Genomic DNA, 16,806 nt, shown 5'->3' with positions numbered 1-16,806 from the left:
TTTTCGTAACATCTATATCGTGTGCCCGCAAAGGTCATGAACAAGCTATGCAGCCATTGCCCCAATGTGTGGGGTTATTATAAGGTTTCCTGCTCAAAAAATGCCTCTGACTTCTGACGGTGTTCATCGGTTACCTGTCCGGCTATTGCTCTTACCCCTGCTGCAATAATAGCGGCGTCATCGGTAAGACCGAGGCCAATCAGCGCATCCGGAATCGCATCAATGGGGGAAATGAAATAAGCCAGCGCGCCGAAGGCAATTCCTTTAGCCCACAAAGGGGTTTTGGCATCAATGGCACAGTAATACATGGCCACCGCGTCTTTGGTAAACGGGATTTTACCAGCAAACTTTCGGGTCTTGCTCCAGAAGCTTTTTTTTACAAGCTGTTCATTCTTCTCACTGTATTGGTAATTCTTCACTGCAAGTTCCGCAGGAAGCTTGCTACTGTCCTTCTCCTTCTCCATCTGCGGGTTCCTCCTTTAATAATCAGACTGCCTTGCGTTCACCCGGAATGAGCCTTTATTATAACATATAACCTGGAACGCTCCGGGTAAACAGACGACAGACCCGAAAACATCCGAACAGCAAAGGAGCATTATATGACTGCAAAAAAAGTAACCTGGCTGGAGCTCTTCTATGATCTGCTGTTTGTGGCCGCGGTGTCCAAAGCCAGCCATGTGCTGCTGCATGTAGAGGACGAAACACTCTCTTTAGAGACGCTAGGCAAATTCGTACTTATTTTCATCCCCATTTGGTGGGCCTGGGTAGGACAGACGCTGTTTGTCAACCGCTATGGGCAGGATATTGTCTCTCACCGGATTTTTCTGATTATCCAACTATTCTTTGTGTTAATTATGACGGCCAGCCTATCTTTGGATTTCGATCAGACCTATTATTCGTTTCTGATAGGCTACGTTGGCCTCCGTGCAATGACTGCAGTACAGTATCTTTTCGTTCGTACCAAGGAGAATGGGCATCTGAGGGCGACCGCTCATTATTTGGGTACCCGTTTTTGGGTGGGGCTGGTGATTTCCGCCTGTTCCCTGTTCTTCGATTCCTGGGTTCGTTACCTGGTGCTGTACGCGGGGATCGCCCTCGACATACTCCTGCCGTTACTGGGCCGAAAAATACTGGTCAAAACTCCGGCCAATACACATCATCTGTTGGAGCGTTTCTCCCTGTTTGCGCTGATTTTGCTCGGGGAATCTGTGGTCAGCATTCTGGCCGTGCTGCAGTCGAGCGCCTGGACCCTGCAATCTATCAGCTTCGCAGCCCTGACCTTTGTTCTGATCATCGCCATGTGGTGGCAGTACTATGACAACCTGGAGAAAAAAGTGGATAAAAATGTCCATACCGCCGGACAGACGATCATTTACGGACATTTGTTCATCTTTCTGTCGCTATGCATGCTGGCTGCCTCGATCCAGCTGCTGTTCCTGAACAAACTGCATTATGAACTGATGATGAATCTGATCTTCGTCTCTGTGCTGCTCTATTTTGCTTCCACAACCATGGTCTTTCATGTCTACCGGCATAAGCAGCATCAGCTGGGAATCGTTCATCTGGGGGTGCTGACAGCGATCCTCGTCTGCTTTTACATTCTGGACATGGTGGTTCATGTGCCGAATGTGATGATCATGGGAGAACTTGCGCTGTTCTTTGCCGTCTATGCCAAAATCACAACCTAAAGACATTTCCTCCTTAACCGGTTAAATAGCTTCTCAAAAGACAAGGGGCGCCACAGCTGCATATGCTGTGGCGCCCCTTAGTTCTCACACTAACCGCTTCCCGTTCTAGTGTTCCGCCTGACCCAGATGCTTCTGCAAAAACAAAACCTTCTGGCGGTTATGGTATTCACTCACTTCATGTCCGGAAAATGGATAGTCCATAATCTGCTTAGCCGACTCCAAGCGGTTGTAAGCGGCATATACGGTTTCGGGCATGCATACCGAATCCTTCCAGCCGACAGAGATAAGAACCGGAACCGTAATCCGCGGTGCCAGGTTCACGATATCGAAATAAGCAAGCGTATCCAGCACCTGCTCAAGATGCTCAGGATACCTTCTCACATAAGCGCCGATTTCCGTCAGGGAGCTGGTTGAATTCAGCACGCCGAAATCCAGCCGGCACAGGTTGGGAATATCTGCGGCAACAGCGGCGACCCGGGTGCTCAGCGCTCCTGCCAGCAGTGCAATCCCCCCGCCCTGGCTGCTGCCCGTAATCGCAATACGGGACGGGTCTACTCCCGGAAGCTGTGCCGCCGTTTCCAAAGCCCTGACGGTATCCATGGCGACCCCCATATAATAGGAGCGTTCCTTCTCCAGAAGACCCTGGGTAATCCAGCCTTTTACCACTCCGTTCTCCATCGGCAACAGGTTGCCGGTCTCTCCAAGCTGTCCCCTTACATCCACGGCCAGAACGGAATAGCCTAACAGCACCCATGAGGCGTACCGCTCCGGATATCCTCTATCACCGGTATAGCCGGGGAACGTAACGATACAAGGAAGCCGCTCCCCGCTCTCTCCAGCCTGTGCAGGCTGAATATGCCAGGCATTGACCCTCGTATCGTCAAAGCTCTGAAAGCTGACTTTGTCCACCCGCATTCCCGGGTACGGCGTCGCTTCAGGAACTGAAATCATATCCAGAGGTTTGCCGGCATACTCTGCAAGGATGCCATCCCAAAATTCGTTAACTTTCCCCAGTTCCAAAGTCGGTTCAGGCCGGCAGTTCTCCAATTCCTGCTTGCGCTGCTCTATCGTGTTCATTACATTCTCTCCTATTCTGTCAGCGCTTTACCATTGCAAGTAACTGAAAGCGCTATTAATATAAAGTTAATACTAATACAAATCCATATTTTTCAAAAGGAGTTGTTTCTCATCCGTTACGGAACTTTAGCTCACACCGCAGGCTGTTTGCCGCTTAAAGAGCTTACAGCTGTGCTTCAAGATTACGGAATCAGTTTTGTCCAGTTGGCTTTGTCCAAAGCCATACAGGATATCGACACCTCAACCGGAAAGCTTAGTCCGGGGCTTGCCAATTATATCGGCGAACAGTTTGACCGGGCGGGAATCCGTATCGGTGTGCTCGGTTGTTACATCAATCCGATTCATCCCGACCCGGCTATCCGCCGGCAGGAGATCGAACGGTTCAAGGAGCATTTGCGATATGCCCGGCTGTTCGGCGCACCGATGGTCGCTACGGAGACCGGTGAGTTAACCACTTTTGCAGAATTTGAGCCCCACCGGTATGAGGAACTGGGCTGGGAGACCCTCCGGGCCACCGTTCTGGAACTGGCCGAGGAAGCAGAGAAATGGGGAGTGTTCCTTGGGCTTGAGCCTGTAAGAACCCATACCTTATCCACTCCGGCCAAAATGCGCCGGATTCTCGACGAAGTCCCTTCCAGCTCTATTGGTGTAGTCTTTGATCCCTGCAACCTGATCGGGGACCAAGTGGAGCGGCAGGATGAGATCGTAGACGAAGCATTCAGCCTGTTCGGAGACCGGATCATCCTTGCCCATCTGAAAGATATGTATGCCGAAGGTGCCCGTATCCGCCATGGCCAGGCAGGCCGGGGATTATTCCATACGGCAGAGTTTCTGAATAAGCTCCAGGCCCGCAAGCCGATGATCGATGTCTCGCTTGAGGATATTCAAGGCCCGGAAATCCGCAACACGGTAGCCCTGCTTGAGAGCCTGAGCAGGCATCCGTCATAATGCTTTCAGTTCAGTGGTTGTCTGCATTCTCTTCTTAATGTCGGCTGAAGAATTAGTGCCTTCAGACCTGGTACTTTTCAGTTTCCGCTGAATAAAATAGTATACATAATCTGTATTCGCTATTTTGCAGCTTCATTGTAGAAGGGAAGAGATCATCGATGAGGTTTACATTCCCCATTCTAACCTTGTGCCATGGCGGGGCGCAGCGCATGCTGGTAGAACTCACCAACGGACTCACCGCCCGGGGCCATGAAGTCGTGATCCTCATGCCTTCTGGTGGCGACATCTCCTATAATGTCCATTCCCAGGTGCTGCGTACGGATCACACGGTGCTGAGAGAGTCTGATTTTCCCGTCAGTGATATGATCGTATCTAATTTCTATACGACTGTCCCGGTATCGGAGGCTGCAAGTCAAAAGGGTAAAGGTATGCATATCCGCCTATCTTTATGTTACGAACCGCTTTTCCTGCCGGGGAACGAGGTATCTTTCCCTACCTATCATATCACTGACAAGCTGCTTGTATTATCCCGGTGGCAGCAGGAATTAATAGCGCTGAGCCATGGCATAACCGGGAGCATTGTACCTATAGGCATCAGTACGGCGTTTCGCAACCAGCATATCCGCCATATGCTGCAGGAGCCGCTCAATATTACGGCAATTCTGCGCAAGGAAGAGAATGGATTTGCCTCGCACCGTGAGCAGGACTATCTGTTGAATCAGCTTGACATCGTCAAACATAACGCGCCACAGGTGAACATCAACTTCATCTGTCCGCCGGATGAATTCTATAGCTCGGAATCTTTGCAGAAGATGAATAACGGGGGAAAATACCGCTTTTTCACCCCGAAGAATGATGAAGAGCTCTGCTATCATTATAACGGAGCTGATATTTTTGTCAGCGCCAGCGCCTTCGATGCCGGTTCTCTCCCAGGACTGGAAGCCATGCGCTGCGGGGCTGCTCTGGTATCCGTATATTCCGGGGGAAATCTCCAGTATGCCCGTCACGGTGATAATTGCCTGCTCTCCTACCGCTACGAGAACCGGCTTGCTCAAGATGTAGTGCGCCTGATCTATGACACTCCGCTCAGAACCCGTTTAGCGGAACAAGGGGAAGCTGATTCCTTGGCCTGGACCTGGGATAACAGTGTAACTAGTCTGGAGCAGGCGGTAATGCGGTTTGTACAGGATATTCACCAGAATGAGTCTACCCGAACTCCATTATTGCGCCGATTGGCCGGCTATAAATTGTACAAAGGCCTGTAGCCCAAACTAAAATGCAGCAGCTGCGTCCGATTTAACGGATTCGCAGCTGCTTGTTTGGCGTAACCCGTGACGTTTATACATAGGCAATGCCTTCATGAATGGTTTACACTAAGATTAAGTACAATATAGTTTCGGAGGTGAGACCATGCATAGGAATGAAGGTCGTTTGGCAGCTGCAGGGTTTGAGTATAAATATATGGTCAGCGGAGACTCCATCTCGAAAGGTGTAGTCTATGATGAAGGCAGAAGCAAATATGTTATCCTGGAGGATAATTACGTCTCACTGCTGCAAGGGAAGCTGAAGGGAGCATTGCGCAACACCGCCAGGTTCGGCAATACGCTGCTCAAAGGCTTCGGCAATCTGAAACGGGATGTGCTGAAGGAGAAGCCGGATATGGTGCTCATTGAATACGGGGGGAATGACTGCGATTTCAACTGGGAAGACATTGTAAGTCATCCGGAGGCCGAGCATAATCCCAAGACCGATTTCTCGGCATTCGAAAGTATGCTCAGGGATATGATCGATTTCCTGAGAAATCAAGGGATCATGCCGATTCTAATGAGTCTGCCACCCCTAAATGCGGACAACTATTTCAAATAGGTCAGTGGAAACAATCCGGCTTCGGAAGAGAGCATTTTGAAATTCCTCGGCAGTGTCACGAAGATCTACTGGTGGCAGGAAAGGTACAATTCCACGATTATCAAGGTCGCGGAGAGTACGAAGACGAAAATTATTGATGTTCGCGGTGCCTTCCTTCAGCAGCCGGATTATACGGAATTCATCTGCCGCGACGGGATTCATCCCAACCGGGCAGGACACCGCATTATCTATGACAAGGTACTGGAGTTCATCTCCAGCAGCGAACCTCAGCTGCTGCTGGACAGCAAGGGACTGGCTCTGCACAACCATTAGAAAAACCATAGACAAGGCCCGGCCCGTAGCATATTCGAATATGTGCTGCGGGCTTTTTATTGCGTTCAGGAACGTTTGCGGTACACTCCGGGGGCTACGCCGTATCGTTCACGAAAAACTCTATGAAAATAAGTATAACTGCCAAAGCCCGTTTCCTCTGCAATCCGTTCCAGCGTATAGTTGCTGTTGTCCATCAGCTGCAGGGCCATCGCCAGGCGTATTTGCCCGGCGTACTGCATAATCGAATAGCCAAACTTCGCTTTGAACAGATGAACCGCCCGGGTGACACTTACACCTGCGTGGCGGGCAACATCCTCCAGCCTGATCAGCGAAGTGGCATGCTCTTCTATGTAATTCTTCATCTTCAATCCGAGCAGCAGCGATGCCGAAGGACCTACGGGCGCTTCGGCAATTGCGCGGTCCAGCAGAAGGCAAAGTGCCTTAAACAGGGCTTCGAGAATTTCCGGGCTGCCTCCGTCCAGCCGCCGTTTCTCCAGAATCAGCTGCTTCCAGACGCTCTGCAGCTTGCCGTCCTCAGCGATTCGCGTTTTCTTGGGCCGCTCCTGCTTATTCCACCAGTTGTCCACCCACTCCCCCGTGCACATGACGTAATAATCCGCGCTGAAACCCAACGGGCTCTCCTTCTCGCCTATTCTCAGATCGTATACTTCACCGGGACGGAACAGCAGCAGGTCTCCGGGCAGCACAGCAACCATCTCTCCGTCAATGAGAGCCTCCGACTCCCCCTCGGCCTGAAGCCTTATGATATAAGTATCCAGTCCCTCACGGAAGGGTTGCCAGAAGGGCTGGATATGCCGGGAGAAGGAGCTGAGTTGAATATGAACACCGGGTGATTCCATGGTCTTCCCCCTTTCAGTTATACGCCTAACGACCAGATCGTTGAGGTTCTTAACCATATAGTTTCTTCAAAAACCACTAGAATACCTTCTATAATCAAGAAGATACGGCGATGCCGTCCTAAATCAAAAATCAACAATACTTTCAGGAGGTTCTGTACAGTTATGACTATAACCCATTCAACCGTTCGCGTCATTCAGACAGCCAAGGAGACCGGAGACCGGTTAACCGAACTGGAAGCCCTGACCTTTCAGCCGGATTCCGCTGAGAAGGAAAATGAGCTCATTAATATTTATGAGGATCTGGAATACCAGGTTATCGAGGGGTTCGGCGGAGCATTGACCGAAGCTTCAGCTGTAACTCTGGCCAAGCTCAGTCCAGGGAAGCAGCAGGAGATCATCGATGCCTATTTTCACCCCGATCATGGGATCGGTTACACCCTGTGCCGTTCACATATCCAGAGCTGTGACTTCTCCAAAGGTAACTATGCATATGTCGAAGGCACCGATCCTGAGCTCTCCTCCTTCAATATTTCCAGAGACCAGGAATCGATCCTGCCACTGATTCAGCGGGCAGCGTCTTCTGTCGGTGACAGCTTCCGGCTGTTCTCCTCCCCGTGGAGTCCTCCGGCATTCATGAAAACCAACGGTGAAATGAATAACGGCGGCAAGCTGAAGCCGGAGTATAGACAAGCCTGGGCAAATCTGTTCGTGAAATACATCCAGGCCTATGCCGAAGCAGGAATCGATATTTGGGCGGTCAGCGTACAGAATGAAGCCAAGGCTGCACAGATCTGGGACTCCTGTATTTACACTGCTGAAGAGGAAAAGGATTTCGTCCGCGATGATCTCGGCCCTGCCTTAGAAGCAGCCGGCTTGTCCCATGTCAAAGTTTTGGTTTGGGATCACAATAAGGAACGCGTGTACGAGCGGGCGAAGGCCGCTTTTGAAGATCAGGCCGCTTCCAAGTACATTTGGGGCATTTGCTTCCACTGGTATTCCGGTGATCATTTTGAAGCACTCAGTGCAGTTCATGACCGTTTCCCGGATAAAAAGCTGTTCTTCAGCGAAGGCTGCCAGGAAGGCGGCGTTCATCTTGGCTCCTGGAATACAGGAGAACGCTATGGTCATGACATCATCGGCAACCTGAATCATTGGATGTCCTGCTGGACCGACTGGAATATCGTCCTGGATGAACAAGGAGGTCCGAACCATGTAGGTAACTTCTGCGATGCTCCGATTATCGGGGACACCACCAAAGATGAAGTGATTTACGAGAGCTCCTACTACTACATCGGTCATTTCAGTAAATTTATCCGTCCAGGCGCAGTCCGGGTCGGCAGCTCCAAATATACCGACAAATTGGAGACCACCGCCTTCCGCAATCCGGACGGAACCTATGCCGTTATTGTGCTGAACCGCACGGACAGCGAACTGCCGTTTACCCTGAGATTCAAGGGTGAGCTGGCTGAGAACATTATCCCGGCTCACGCGATTCAGACACTGCTATTCCAGTAAAGCAGAACAATCCCACTTGAGGCCTGATCTCAAGTGGGATTTGTGTGTTTGGGGAAATCGGCAGCCAGGTTGGGCGGAGCACTTAAGGAAGGCAAGCCGCTCTTATTCAGCCTGATCTGGAAATGCCTCAAGCTCAACATATTTGGGACCGAGCAGGTTTTTGAAATAATTCCGGTTGAACAGCATGCTGGGATGGGTGGGGTGATAACGAAGTGCCGTTTCATTGAACCGGTTTGCCTTCTCATGTTGTCCGAGCCGATCATAGCATAAGGCCAGCTGCAGATTCGGAAGCCAGGTGCTGTAGACTTCATTCCGCATACCCATGGAATCACTGTTCCGGGGGAGCATCACAGCCAGCTCATACCAGTAGATTGCCTGCAGCAGCTGGTTCTTCTCCAGGTGCCAGGCCGCCAGCCTGCAGCAGAATTCGGGCCGTGGCTTGTCAACTTTCAGAGTCAGGCAAAGCGCTTCAAAAGCCCCCTCCTTATTCCCCAGCCGTTCCATGCACTCAGCCAGACGAATGCAGGCCTGGTAATTATCCTCGATCCAGCCCCGGCCCCCTTTCAGAAAAAGATTGTAGTATTCGCAAGCTTCCTCATTCCTCCCGTGGTCGCGTAGCTCATTGGCGTAATAGAACTGGTCGCGTGGTGAGAATACCTCCCCGGCAGCGGCCCGTTTCTGGTAGATCCGCAGATTGCGGTCCGTAAAGGCTTTGTCTTTATCATGGGTGATACAGACATCACTGCTGAAGGATGGCCCGTAGACCTCCAGATACTCATGCACAGGCCCTATCCACTTGAAATTACAGCTGCGGCGGACCAGCCGGTTGCGGCGGAGTGACGTAATCACATGGCCTGCGGCATCAAAGGCCAGATTATACTGCATATTTACACTGTCGATATGCTCCGAAAGGCTGTGCTTGAGTGCTCTGAAAAGCTCCTGATCTCCGTCCTTCAGATAATCATCGGCATCCAGCCACAGAATATAATCCTTGGTGGCCTTGCTGAAGGCAAAGTTACGGGCCGCCGAGAAATCCTCAATCCAGGTAAAATCATAAATTACTGCACCAAAGGACGCGGCGATTTCTTGGGTCCGGTCTGTTGACCCCGTATCAACGATAATGATCTCATCCACGATGGATGCTACCGAAGATAAGCAGCGGGGCAGGCTGTTCTCTTCGTTGCGGACGATCATGCATAAGCTGATTTCAATCATGGCAGCCTCCTAACGTTATACTTCTATATGGATATGCGGATGGAGCCAAATGGAACCCCTCCTCTAACCCACAGCTCCCTTTCGCCTGCGCCAATTTTTTTGCGTAATATTTTTTACCAAAAAAAGAAACTTTCCCTGTAATGCAGGGGTCAATACAGTAGAGAACAAGGGGGGACAGCATGTCTATCGTAACGAATGAATCGGCCACCATGACCGCCGCCGCATTGCAGACACTGATGGAGCATTATGGCGAAGATGTATGGAACTATGCCTATTACCTTGCACGCAGCAGAAGCGCCGCCGATGATATTGCCCAGGAGACCTTCATCCGGGCCTACAAATATATGAATACTTTCCGCGGTGAAGCCGCGGTCAGAACCTGGCTGCTGCAGATTACCCGAACCCGTTGGCTCACCTACCGGAGCAGCAGCTTTATCCGGCGGGTAACCTTGCGGGATAACATTGGCAAAGATTCTTCCAGCCCGTCTGCCGAAGAGGTGTTTTTGCAGCAATCCCTGAGCAGTGAGGTATGGAGGATAGTCCTGCAGCTGCCCCGCAAGCATAGAGAGGTGCTGATGCTCTACGCCCACTATGGGCTGAGTATGGAGGAATTATCCGGACTACTGGGAATCTCACTCTCTGCGGCCAAATCGAGACTACACCGGGCAAGGCAACAAGCGAACGAATGCTGGGAGAAGGAGCTGGGAAGATCATGAGCACATCGCCTGAGGATTGGGAAAAACAATTGAAGGAGAAACCTTTTGACGGTACACAGTTCACGCCGCAAATGAGACAGAATGTCGAAGAACGCCTGAGAACACAGCGACACAAGCAGTTCAAGAACTGGGGCTACGCAGCTGTGCTGCTGCCGCTAGCCGCAATAATCTTATGGCTGGGTTACAGCAGCTGGGAGCCCGGCAAATCTGCTGAATCCACCATTGCAGCTGTCACTCCGGCTGTCACTCCTGCCGTCAATTCGCAGGACAACGGAATATTGGAGGACGCCCAGGCGGGCAGCGCTCAAAGGAGCCCTAACAATGACCGGACAGTTGGTATTGCCAGCAACTATGAAGCTATGGTCTCCTTCCCTTCTTCGGAAGAGGGGCATGCGGAAATATCCCTCCCGCTGACTGCCATGATCTCCGTTCCAGCTCTGGAGGGCGGCGAGACATATGAAACTTTACCGCCGCTGCCAGATATGACTTACCCGCTTCCTCCTGACATGGAAGGCAAACTTCAGGCGGCGCTTGTCTTCCGGGCCGATACCGGCAGTGCATATATGCTGCTGGCACCTACAGGCTGGACAGCATCAGCTATCACCGGAGCCAACGGCTCCTATGGTGTCACCTTTGAAGATCCGAAAGATCCGCAGCAGACCTTGCAATATTCGGATAACGCCTGGGGCTGTCAAGGCTGCGCCGTGGGCGATATCGGCACATACATCCCCGGCAAAGCCGATTGGGCAGATGAATATGGTATGACCATTGCCCCTCAGGAATTCACCCGGCAGCAGGTGATGGGAGCCGAAGGTCCGGATGCCCGGACCGTGCGGTATACAGTAGCTGCGGAAGCAAAGGGATATCAAGCGGATGGAGTTGCCTACTATGAGGAGGGGGAATGGGGTTACCTTTTCCGCAAGCTGGAGCTGACCGCCTCTCCCGGCTCATTCGGACAGGACATGATCGACACCATTCTGAGCTATTTCACAACTTATCATGGTCCTCTACTCCTTCCTGCTGTCCCTAATACAGAATCTGCCGTAGGTGATACAGGAAATACAACAGAATCACTCTACCTGGCTCTGGAACAGCGGGGGATGAGGCTGAGCCGTGTGCTGGACACCGAGGAGCATTTGTTCAAAAAAGAGCTCGCTGGCAGATGGCCGGATGAGCTGCTGATCGACAAGACCGATACTCCGGTGCGCCCGGACCGCCTGTCCGTCTATACCTACGATAATGCCGGGGAATGCGCCGCCGGGCTGGACGCGCTGAAGCTTGCGATCAACCGGACGACCTACGACGGAGGAGCTCGGATTTACCCTCATGCCTTCAGAGGCGGGAAATTTCTTGTGGTGTACTGGATGGGCGGCGACAACCCAGAGCCTTTCCAATACGACAAAGCCATCAAGACAGCGCTAAGCAGCCTGGACACTGACAAGGAATAGGCTTGTCGCTCAAAACCTTACACGGAGTGCGGACATAGGGAATGATTTTTGTTATAATGTCGTAGAGTTGCGCAGTACCTATTCATATACCAGAAGGGGACGTTCGCTTTGTCAAAAATTATTAAGACTCTAACCATTGCCGGAAGTGACTCCAGCGGAGGTGCCGGTATTCAGGCCGACCTTAAAACCTTTGAGGAGTATGGCACTTACGGCTTCAGCGCATTGACGACTATTGTTACGATGGACCCGGATAACGGATGGCATCACAATGTCTATCCGATTGATGCAGCAATTGTTGCGGAGCAGCTGAAAACAGTGTTTGCAGGCGGTCCTGTAGACGCCATGAAGACCGGAATGCTGGGCAGTGTAGATATTGTGCAGGTTGTGGAAAAAGCGATCAAGGACAACCTTCAGACCAACGTGGTTATTGATCCGGTTATGGTCTGCAAGGGAGAAGATGAGGTTCTCAACCCGGAAAGCGCAAATGCCATCCGCGATCTGCTGCTCCCTTTGGCTACGGTGGCGACACCCAATCTGTTCGAAGCAGGTGTCCTTTCCGGGCTGGGCAAGCTGACCTCCATTGACGAAATGAAAGAAGCGGCACGCCTGATTCATGGGCTTGGCACGAAGAATGTCGTCGTCAAGGGCGGTAAAGCGCTGGGCGGTGATCTGGCAATCGATGTGTTCTTCGACGGCTCTGAATATACCGTACTGGAAACAGCCAAAATCGAACCAGCCTACAACCACGGTGCAGGCTGCACCTTTGCGGCGGCTATCACAGGTGGCTTGGCAGGCGGCTTATCCGTACATGATGCTGTCGTAAAAGCCAAGGATTTCGTCTCCGCAGCCATCCGCAGCGGTTACGCATTCAACCAATATGTCGGCCCTGTCTTTCACGGCGGCTACCGGCTGGAGCGTTAACACCGGGAGAGGCCTTCACTAGCAATACACCTATGTTCGGCAGCGGATTATTCTGCACAGCATTCGGCTTTTGCAATACAAAAGAATGGCGGAACATAAGGGTAATGCCTTTTAGTTCCGCCATTCTTATTATCAAGTCCTTCCTCAATTGGGAATTCGTTATGTAATGTTCAGATTCAATTCCTCCGCGATGTCTTTGGTCAGCTTAGCGAGTACTCTTTTATCCAGATTGTCATATCCTACATAATTAGAAACAATGGATTGAATCACATCCTCCCTGCTGGAAAAAAGTGTGCCCTGGTATTGGTTATACAGTTCATCGATCCGGGAATCGGAATACATTACACGCTGTTTAATCAGATCGACGATGTAATCTTTATGCATATTGTAAAGTTCCTTGATTTTAAAGATATCCAGATTATTTTCTACACGCTGCGTTAACCCGGGATCTATGCTGCTGCCTTTAATTACAATATCAAATTCATCGCCGATCCCTTTCAAGTAATTGAGCTGGCTGGGATCACCCGGCCGTAATGTATCTCCGGACTTCATTTGCAGACTAAATTTAAAATAATCTCCGAACTCCTCCTTGTATGGATGCAGATGTGTGCTTGTTGTGAACTCCACAGAGCCTTTCAAGTCGGAGTTGCATATATCGCAGCAAGGAATCAGGTTATACAGGGACAGCGCCAGATAAGGGTAAGTTGCTTTGTCATAGAAATGATCCAGCCTGCCCCGGGTCTTTCCTTTTTTATTGGGCTCCTTACTTACGGTAAAGATATACTGGCGATTGCAGTAAGGGCAAATCTTTACGTTCAGCTGCGTTACCAACGCATATGCTCCCCATGCCGGAAGACTGCGATCAGCAAAAGCTTTATAATTAAATATCCGCTGCAAGTTTCTGTATAGAACGCCTCTATTCCCTTTATTTGTGAAATTAACATTAAGCTTAGTTGTCATATGCGTGATGATCCTGTCCAGTTCTTCCGGTTCACCTACAAGTAGCTTATCCACGTTAAGCAGCAAATAGCTGTAGACATTCTTAAAGTGCGCCTTCTTTTTATGGAGGCATTCTTGTAACAGACGTCTAACCCTGGTTTCCAGCGAAGATAAATGTTTATGCTCAACTTCGTCCATTTTCACACTTTTATCCGCATTAATGATGATCATTCGGAGCGTTCCTGCTTTAATTGATTAATTTCTTGCTGCATGTTCCGAATCATATTCATCAGCTCTTGATTCGTACGATCTGACCTGATATATTTTTCGCGTTTCTCTTTCATCAGACTATGCAGTTTCCCCCGCAAAACCGGCTCCCCTATTTGACTAATCAATATATCCAGTTCCTTCTCCACTTCGATAAATTCTTCCTTCTCAACAATAGAATGAATGGTATGGATCAGATTCAATATTTTTTTATTGGCAAATTCACCGACCAGGCCCTTCTCCATAAAAAAAGCATCCGAATAAAGCGTATGTATGTTGGCGGCAAAGGTTTGTTTATGCTCAATCAAACCGTCAATTACGGTACACCCCTTCTCTGAACGATCAATAAATATTAGATTCGAATTCGGCAGATCAGAGATAATGACAGGTGAATTGGAAGTGAAGATGATCTGTATATTTTTACCTTTATAGATTTTCGGCAGGTATTCGACCAAGTTATTAAGAAAGTTCCGCTGCCACTCTGGGTGCAAATACAGCTCGCCTTCGTCGATGAGGATAAGCAGATTTTTGGACAAATGCATATTACTTGCCCGCTCTTGTTCATCACATAATGAAAAAAACCTGCTGTACATACTAAGAAGCGCCTTCTGGCCGGAGCTTAGATCCACCCAATCAAATTCAAAGTATTCGCTAAAAAGGGTTGCAGCATTATGGAGCTCCAGAACCTCCAAAATAGTCATTGCCGAGTCCAGACCGTGAACTAAAGGCAATCGGAGTGAACTGTAAACTACGTTACTGTATGAACTGATGAGAACATCAATTTTGTTGAGTAATTGCATTATATTATGGATCAGCTCTAATAAGCCCTCATCTCGGATAGGCATGGATTCTATGAAATCCCGAATGATAATAACAAATCTATCAATTTGAACAAAGGGATCTTGTGTGTTCTTCATATCTAACCCGCGTTCATAAAAATAATTACTACTCAGGTGAATAGAGAGGAAATTCATAAGGTCATACACAAAGTTACCGAGAATAGCACTTTTGAATAGCATCTTCACCCGCTCATTACCAATCATGCTGTGCTCTAAATTTCTCAACCAAAAATTAAACTCAGCATCAAAACTATCATAGCCTTTATCTTGCCCCCCTTGTTTCCCTTTAGAAATAAGTACAGGATTGAGTAGGCGAGGAGTGATAGTAGCATATTCAGGCAATTTCATCGGAAGATCAACTGTACCGCTGCGCTGGGAATTTATAAACTCCAATTGCTTCTTAACTTCACTTCTGCGATATAACTCAATTTCACTGAAATCCCGGTCAACCTGCTTCATTTCCACCGCATGTCTTTTGATCTGTTTCACCAGATAGTTGGTAGAAATATTCCTCATACCCATCCATTCAAACTCTTGCTTGGCATCGAAAATGGTTGAGTAAAAAATGACAGAAGTCTCATCTAAGTAATGTATTTCCAAGTGTGTAAATGTGTCCATATCATCATGATATACCAAGGGATCCTCCAGATTGAAATAGCGGTAATTGCCTTTGGAAATCCCCAATTCCACATGAGAAAAGATGCGCTGTGTTCCCCTTTCATCCCTAATAATAATTATTGCCTTCTGATTTAGCCCTCCCGCTCCGTATACCAAATTCTCCTTAATAAAATCCAATACCGTCGTTTTACCTGCACCATTTTTACCAATAATGCCTGTAATATTGACAATCCTGCCTCTGCCGTCTTCCAATTCTTCTGCTCTTTGAAAAAAATCCGGAATGAACAGGTTGTTCTTCTCTACGTTCAGCTCCTGTGTAGCCTTGGTATATTTGAACCTGTATTCACTACTGAAATTAAATTCTTGTTCCATGAATGTATTCCTGTAATTCTCTATGTACATATACATAAGCTCCATTGTCGGTTCCCCTTTTTCTGAAAAATCATTCAGCCATTCCCATATTTCGACAGCTGTTCGAAACTATCCTGCATTCATTCCCGATTCTCCCATCACCAAGCAAAAAAGCGGCACCACTGTGCCGCTCCTCCTTGCATATATAGTCCGCTGTTTTGTGAAAAATTTACTTACCAGCGTTTTCCTCGGCAATATGCTTCACGAATTGAAGGATCTTATCCTTAGGTTCATCTCCGCCCAGCACTCCAATTTCTATCGATTGGGTGTTATGGTTGATTGGCAGGGAAGACACGAATTTCGAGTCTGTAATATCTACAGCGTAGAGCTCATCCACGGTACTCTCCCCTAATTTCCCCCATTTCAGACGGGGATCATCCTTGGCGATCTTGCCATCTCCCAGAATCGGCTCCAGATTTTGAAAACCATCCTGGCCGCCGATCCATTTGAGTGTAGCTTCATCCAGAATCAGAATATCCGGTGAGTTCGCTGCCAGCTCGACTACAGCCTTTTGCATATAGTTCATATCCAGTGTATCAGAACCCTCGCCGGTCTTGGGAAGGTATACAATGCTGGTGTCCACCCGTTTCCATTCGGGATATTCATCAATAATCGCCTGGTTCAGAGCGTCCATCTTGCCATCCTTGTCCTTCACACCAAAATTGCCGATGAACATAATTTCCGCATCAACCGGCGGCAGGGAGGCCAGATACTTTCTGTGCTGCCAATTGTTATACAGCGCATTACCAGCGAACACAAGTACGATTACCGCGATAATAGAAATAATGACATGTGTTTTATAGAGCCGCATAAAGCGTTCCCATTTCCGCGCTCCGCCGGCAAGACTGCCGTATTTAGCCAGCCGCTGATCTTCAGCCTCCTGAATTTCCTGCTGGTCTCTGGAATCCAGTATAAATTTGATGGCTTGAAAATCTTCTTCATACGCTGCGATTTCCGCTTCATTGGTCAATGAGCGCCGCCGTCTAAGCAGCAGATCGAATCTTTTGTCCAATTCCTCTCTGGTTACGGTTTCAGGCAACCCTAACCTTTCATAGGCTTGTTTCAGTTTCTCGTTCACAATCAAGTCTCCTTTGGGTTGATGCCGGTCCTGCATTTCGCCGCTGCCGGAACAGTCTGGAATAGTTGTGGCTTCTACTTCTCTATTT

General features: G+C 49.2%; 14 protein-coding genes and 1 pseudogene. 8 read left to right on the top strand and 7 right to left on the bottom strand.

Annotated elements, in window-relative coordinates; translation table 11 throughout:
- Nucleotides 1-77: 77 nt before the first annotated feature.
- On the bottom strand, nucleotides 78-464 hold the full coding sequence (locus ACTJKB_RS26260; RefSeq protein ID WP_440837289.1) for a YkvA family protein: 387 nt from the start codon (nucleotides 462-464) through the stop codon (nucleotides 78-80).
- A gap of 135 nt (nucleotides 465-599) precedes the next feature.
- On the opposite strand from ACTJKB_RS26260, the gene ACTJKB_RS26255 reads away from it, so the two are divergent.
- Entirely contained in the window at nucleotides 600-1,688 is a 1,089-nt protein-coding gene (locus ACTJKB_RS26255) for a low temperature requirement protein A (RefSeq protein ID WP_440837288.1), read from the top strand.
- A 105-nt stretch (nucleotides 1,689-1,793) separates the two neighbouring features.
- On the opposite strand, the gene ACTJKB_RS26250 is transcribed toward ACTJKB_RS26255, so the two are convergent.
- Entirely contained in the window at nucleotides 1,794-2,765 is a 972-nt protein-coding gene (locus tag ACTJKB_RS26250; RefSeq protein ID WP_440837287.1) for an acetylxylan esterase, read from the bottom strand.
- Nucleotides 2,766-2,936: 171 nt separating this feature from the next.
- Between ACTJKB_RS26250 and ACTJKB_RS26245 the strand changes: the two genes are divergently transcribed.
- From ACTJKB_RS26245 to ACTJKB_RS26235, 3 genes and pseudogenes are all read left to right on the top strand, one after another.
- Nucleotides 2,937-3,713, top strand: a complete 777-nt coding sequence (locus ACTJKB_RS26245) for a sugar phosphate isomerase/epimerase family protein (RefSeq protein ID WP_440837286.1) — start codon at nucleotides 2,937-2,939, stop codon at nucleotides 3,711-3,713.
- 158 nt (nucleotides 3,714-3,871) lie between these two features.
- Entirely contained in the window at nucleotides 3,872-4,978 is a 1,107-nt protein-coding gene (locus ACTJKB_RS26240) for a glycosyltransferase family 4 protein (protein WP_440837285.1), read from the top strand.
- A 145-nt stretch (nucleotides 4,979-5,123) separates the two neighbouring features.
- A pseudogene (locus ACTJKB_RS26235) lies at nucleotides 5,124-5,891 on the top strand (SGNH/GDSL hydrolase family protein).
- A gap of 65 nt (nucleotides 5,892-5,956) precedes the next feature.
- Here the strand turns inward: ACTJKB_RS26235 and ACTJKB_RS26230 are convergent.
- The gene (locus ACTJKB_RS26230) at nucleotides 5,957-6,751 is read right to left on the bottom strand and encodes an AraC family transcriptional regulator (protein ID WP_440837284.1); all 795 of its coding nucleotides are present in this window, start codon (nucleotides 6,749-6,751) and stop codon (nucleotides 5,957-5,959) included.
- A gap of 162 nt (nucleotides 6,752-6,913) precedes the next feature.
- Here ACTJKB_RS26230 and ACTJKB_RS26225 point away from each other — a divergent pair, with 162 nt between their 5' ends.
- A complete protein-coding gene (locus tag ACTJKB_RS26225; RefSeq protein ID WP_440837283.1) occupies nucleotides 6,914-8,266 on the top strand; it encodes a glycoside hydrolase family 30 protein in 1,353 nt (450 codons plus the stop codon).
- Between the two features lie 102 nt (nucleotides 8,267-8,368).
- On the opposite strand, the gene ACTJKB_RS26220 is transcribed toward ACTJKB_RS26225, so the two are convergent.
- Nucleotides 8,369-9,481 carry a glycosyltransferase gene (locus ACTJKB_RS26220; protein WP_440837282.1) on the bottom strand — a complete coding sequence of 371 codons (1,113 nt, stop codon included), beginning with the start codon at nucleotides 9,479-9,481 and terminating at the stop codon, nucleotides 8,369-8,371.
- Between the two features lie 179 nt (nucleotides 9,482-9,660).
- On the opposite strand from ACTJKB_RS26220, the gene ACTJKB_RS26215 reads away from it, so the two are divergent.
- From ACTJKB_RS26215 to thiD, 3 genes are all read left to right on the top strand, one after another.
- Nucleotides 9,661-10,197, top strand: a complete 537-nt coding sequence (locus tag ACTJKB_RS26215; RefSeq protein ID WP_440837281.1) for an RNA polymerase sigma factor — start codon at nucleotides 9,661-9,663, stop codon at nucleotides 10,195-10,197.
- Entirely contained in the window at nucleotides 10,194-11,645 is a 1,452-nt protein-coding gene (locus ACTJKB_RS26210; protein ID WP_440837280.1) for a DUF4850 domain-containing protein, read from the top strand. The genes ACTJKB_RS26215 and ACTJKB_RS26210 overlap by 4 nt, the downstream gene beginning before the upstream one ends.
- A 108-nt stretch (nucleotides 11,646-11,753) precedes the next feature.
- Nucleotides 11,754-12,566, top strand: a complete 813-nt coding sequence (gene thiD, locus ACTJKB_RS26205) for a bifunctional hydroxymethylpyrimidine kinase/phosphomethylpyrimidine kinase (protein ID WP_440837279.1) — start codon at nucleotides 11,754-11,756, stop codon at nucleotides 12,564-12,566.
- A 159-nt stretch (nucleotides 12,567-12,725) separates the two neighbouring features.
- Here thiD and ACTJKB_RS26200 read toward each other — a convergent pair whose 3' ends face one another.
- From ACTJKB_RS26200 to ACTJKB_RS26190, 3 genes are all read right to left on the bottom strand, one after another.
- The gene (locus tag ACTJKB_RS26200) at nucleotides 12,726-13,736 is read right to left on the bottom strand and encodes a hypothetical protein (RefSeq protein WP_440837278.1); all 1,011 of its coding nucleotides are present in this window, start codon (nucleotides 13,734-13,736) and stop codon (nucleotides 12,726-12,728) included.
- Nucleotides 13,733-15,601 (bottom strand): AAA family ATPase, encoded by a 1,869-nt coding sequence (locus ACTJKB_RS26195; protein WP_440837277.1) that lies wholly within the window; start codon nucleotides 15,599-15,601, stop codon nucleotides 13,733-13,735. The genes ACTJKB_RS26200 and ACTJKB_RS26195 overlap by 4 nt, the downstream gene beginning before the upstream one ends.
- A 208-nt stretch (nucleotides 15,602-15,809) precedes the next feature.
- Nucleotides 15,810-16,718 carry a hypothetical protein gene (locus ACTJKB_RS26190; RefSeq protein ID WP_440837276.1) on the bottom strand — a complete coding sequence of 303 codons (909 nt, stop codon included), beginning with the start codon at nucleotides 16,716-16,718 and terminating at the stop codon, nucleotides 15,810-15,812.
- Nucleotides 16,719-16,806 lie beyond the last annotated feature (88 nt).

The sequence above is a fragment of the Paenibacillus sp. 22594 genome (assembly GCF_052044425.1).
Lineage (GTDB): Bacteria > Bacillota > Bacilli > Paenibacillales > Paenibacillaceae > Paenibacillus_AQ.
Note: the sequence above shows the minus strand (reverse complement) of the source record. Positions and strands in the feature narration are given on the sequence as shown.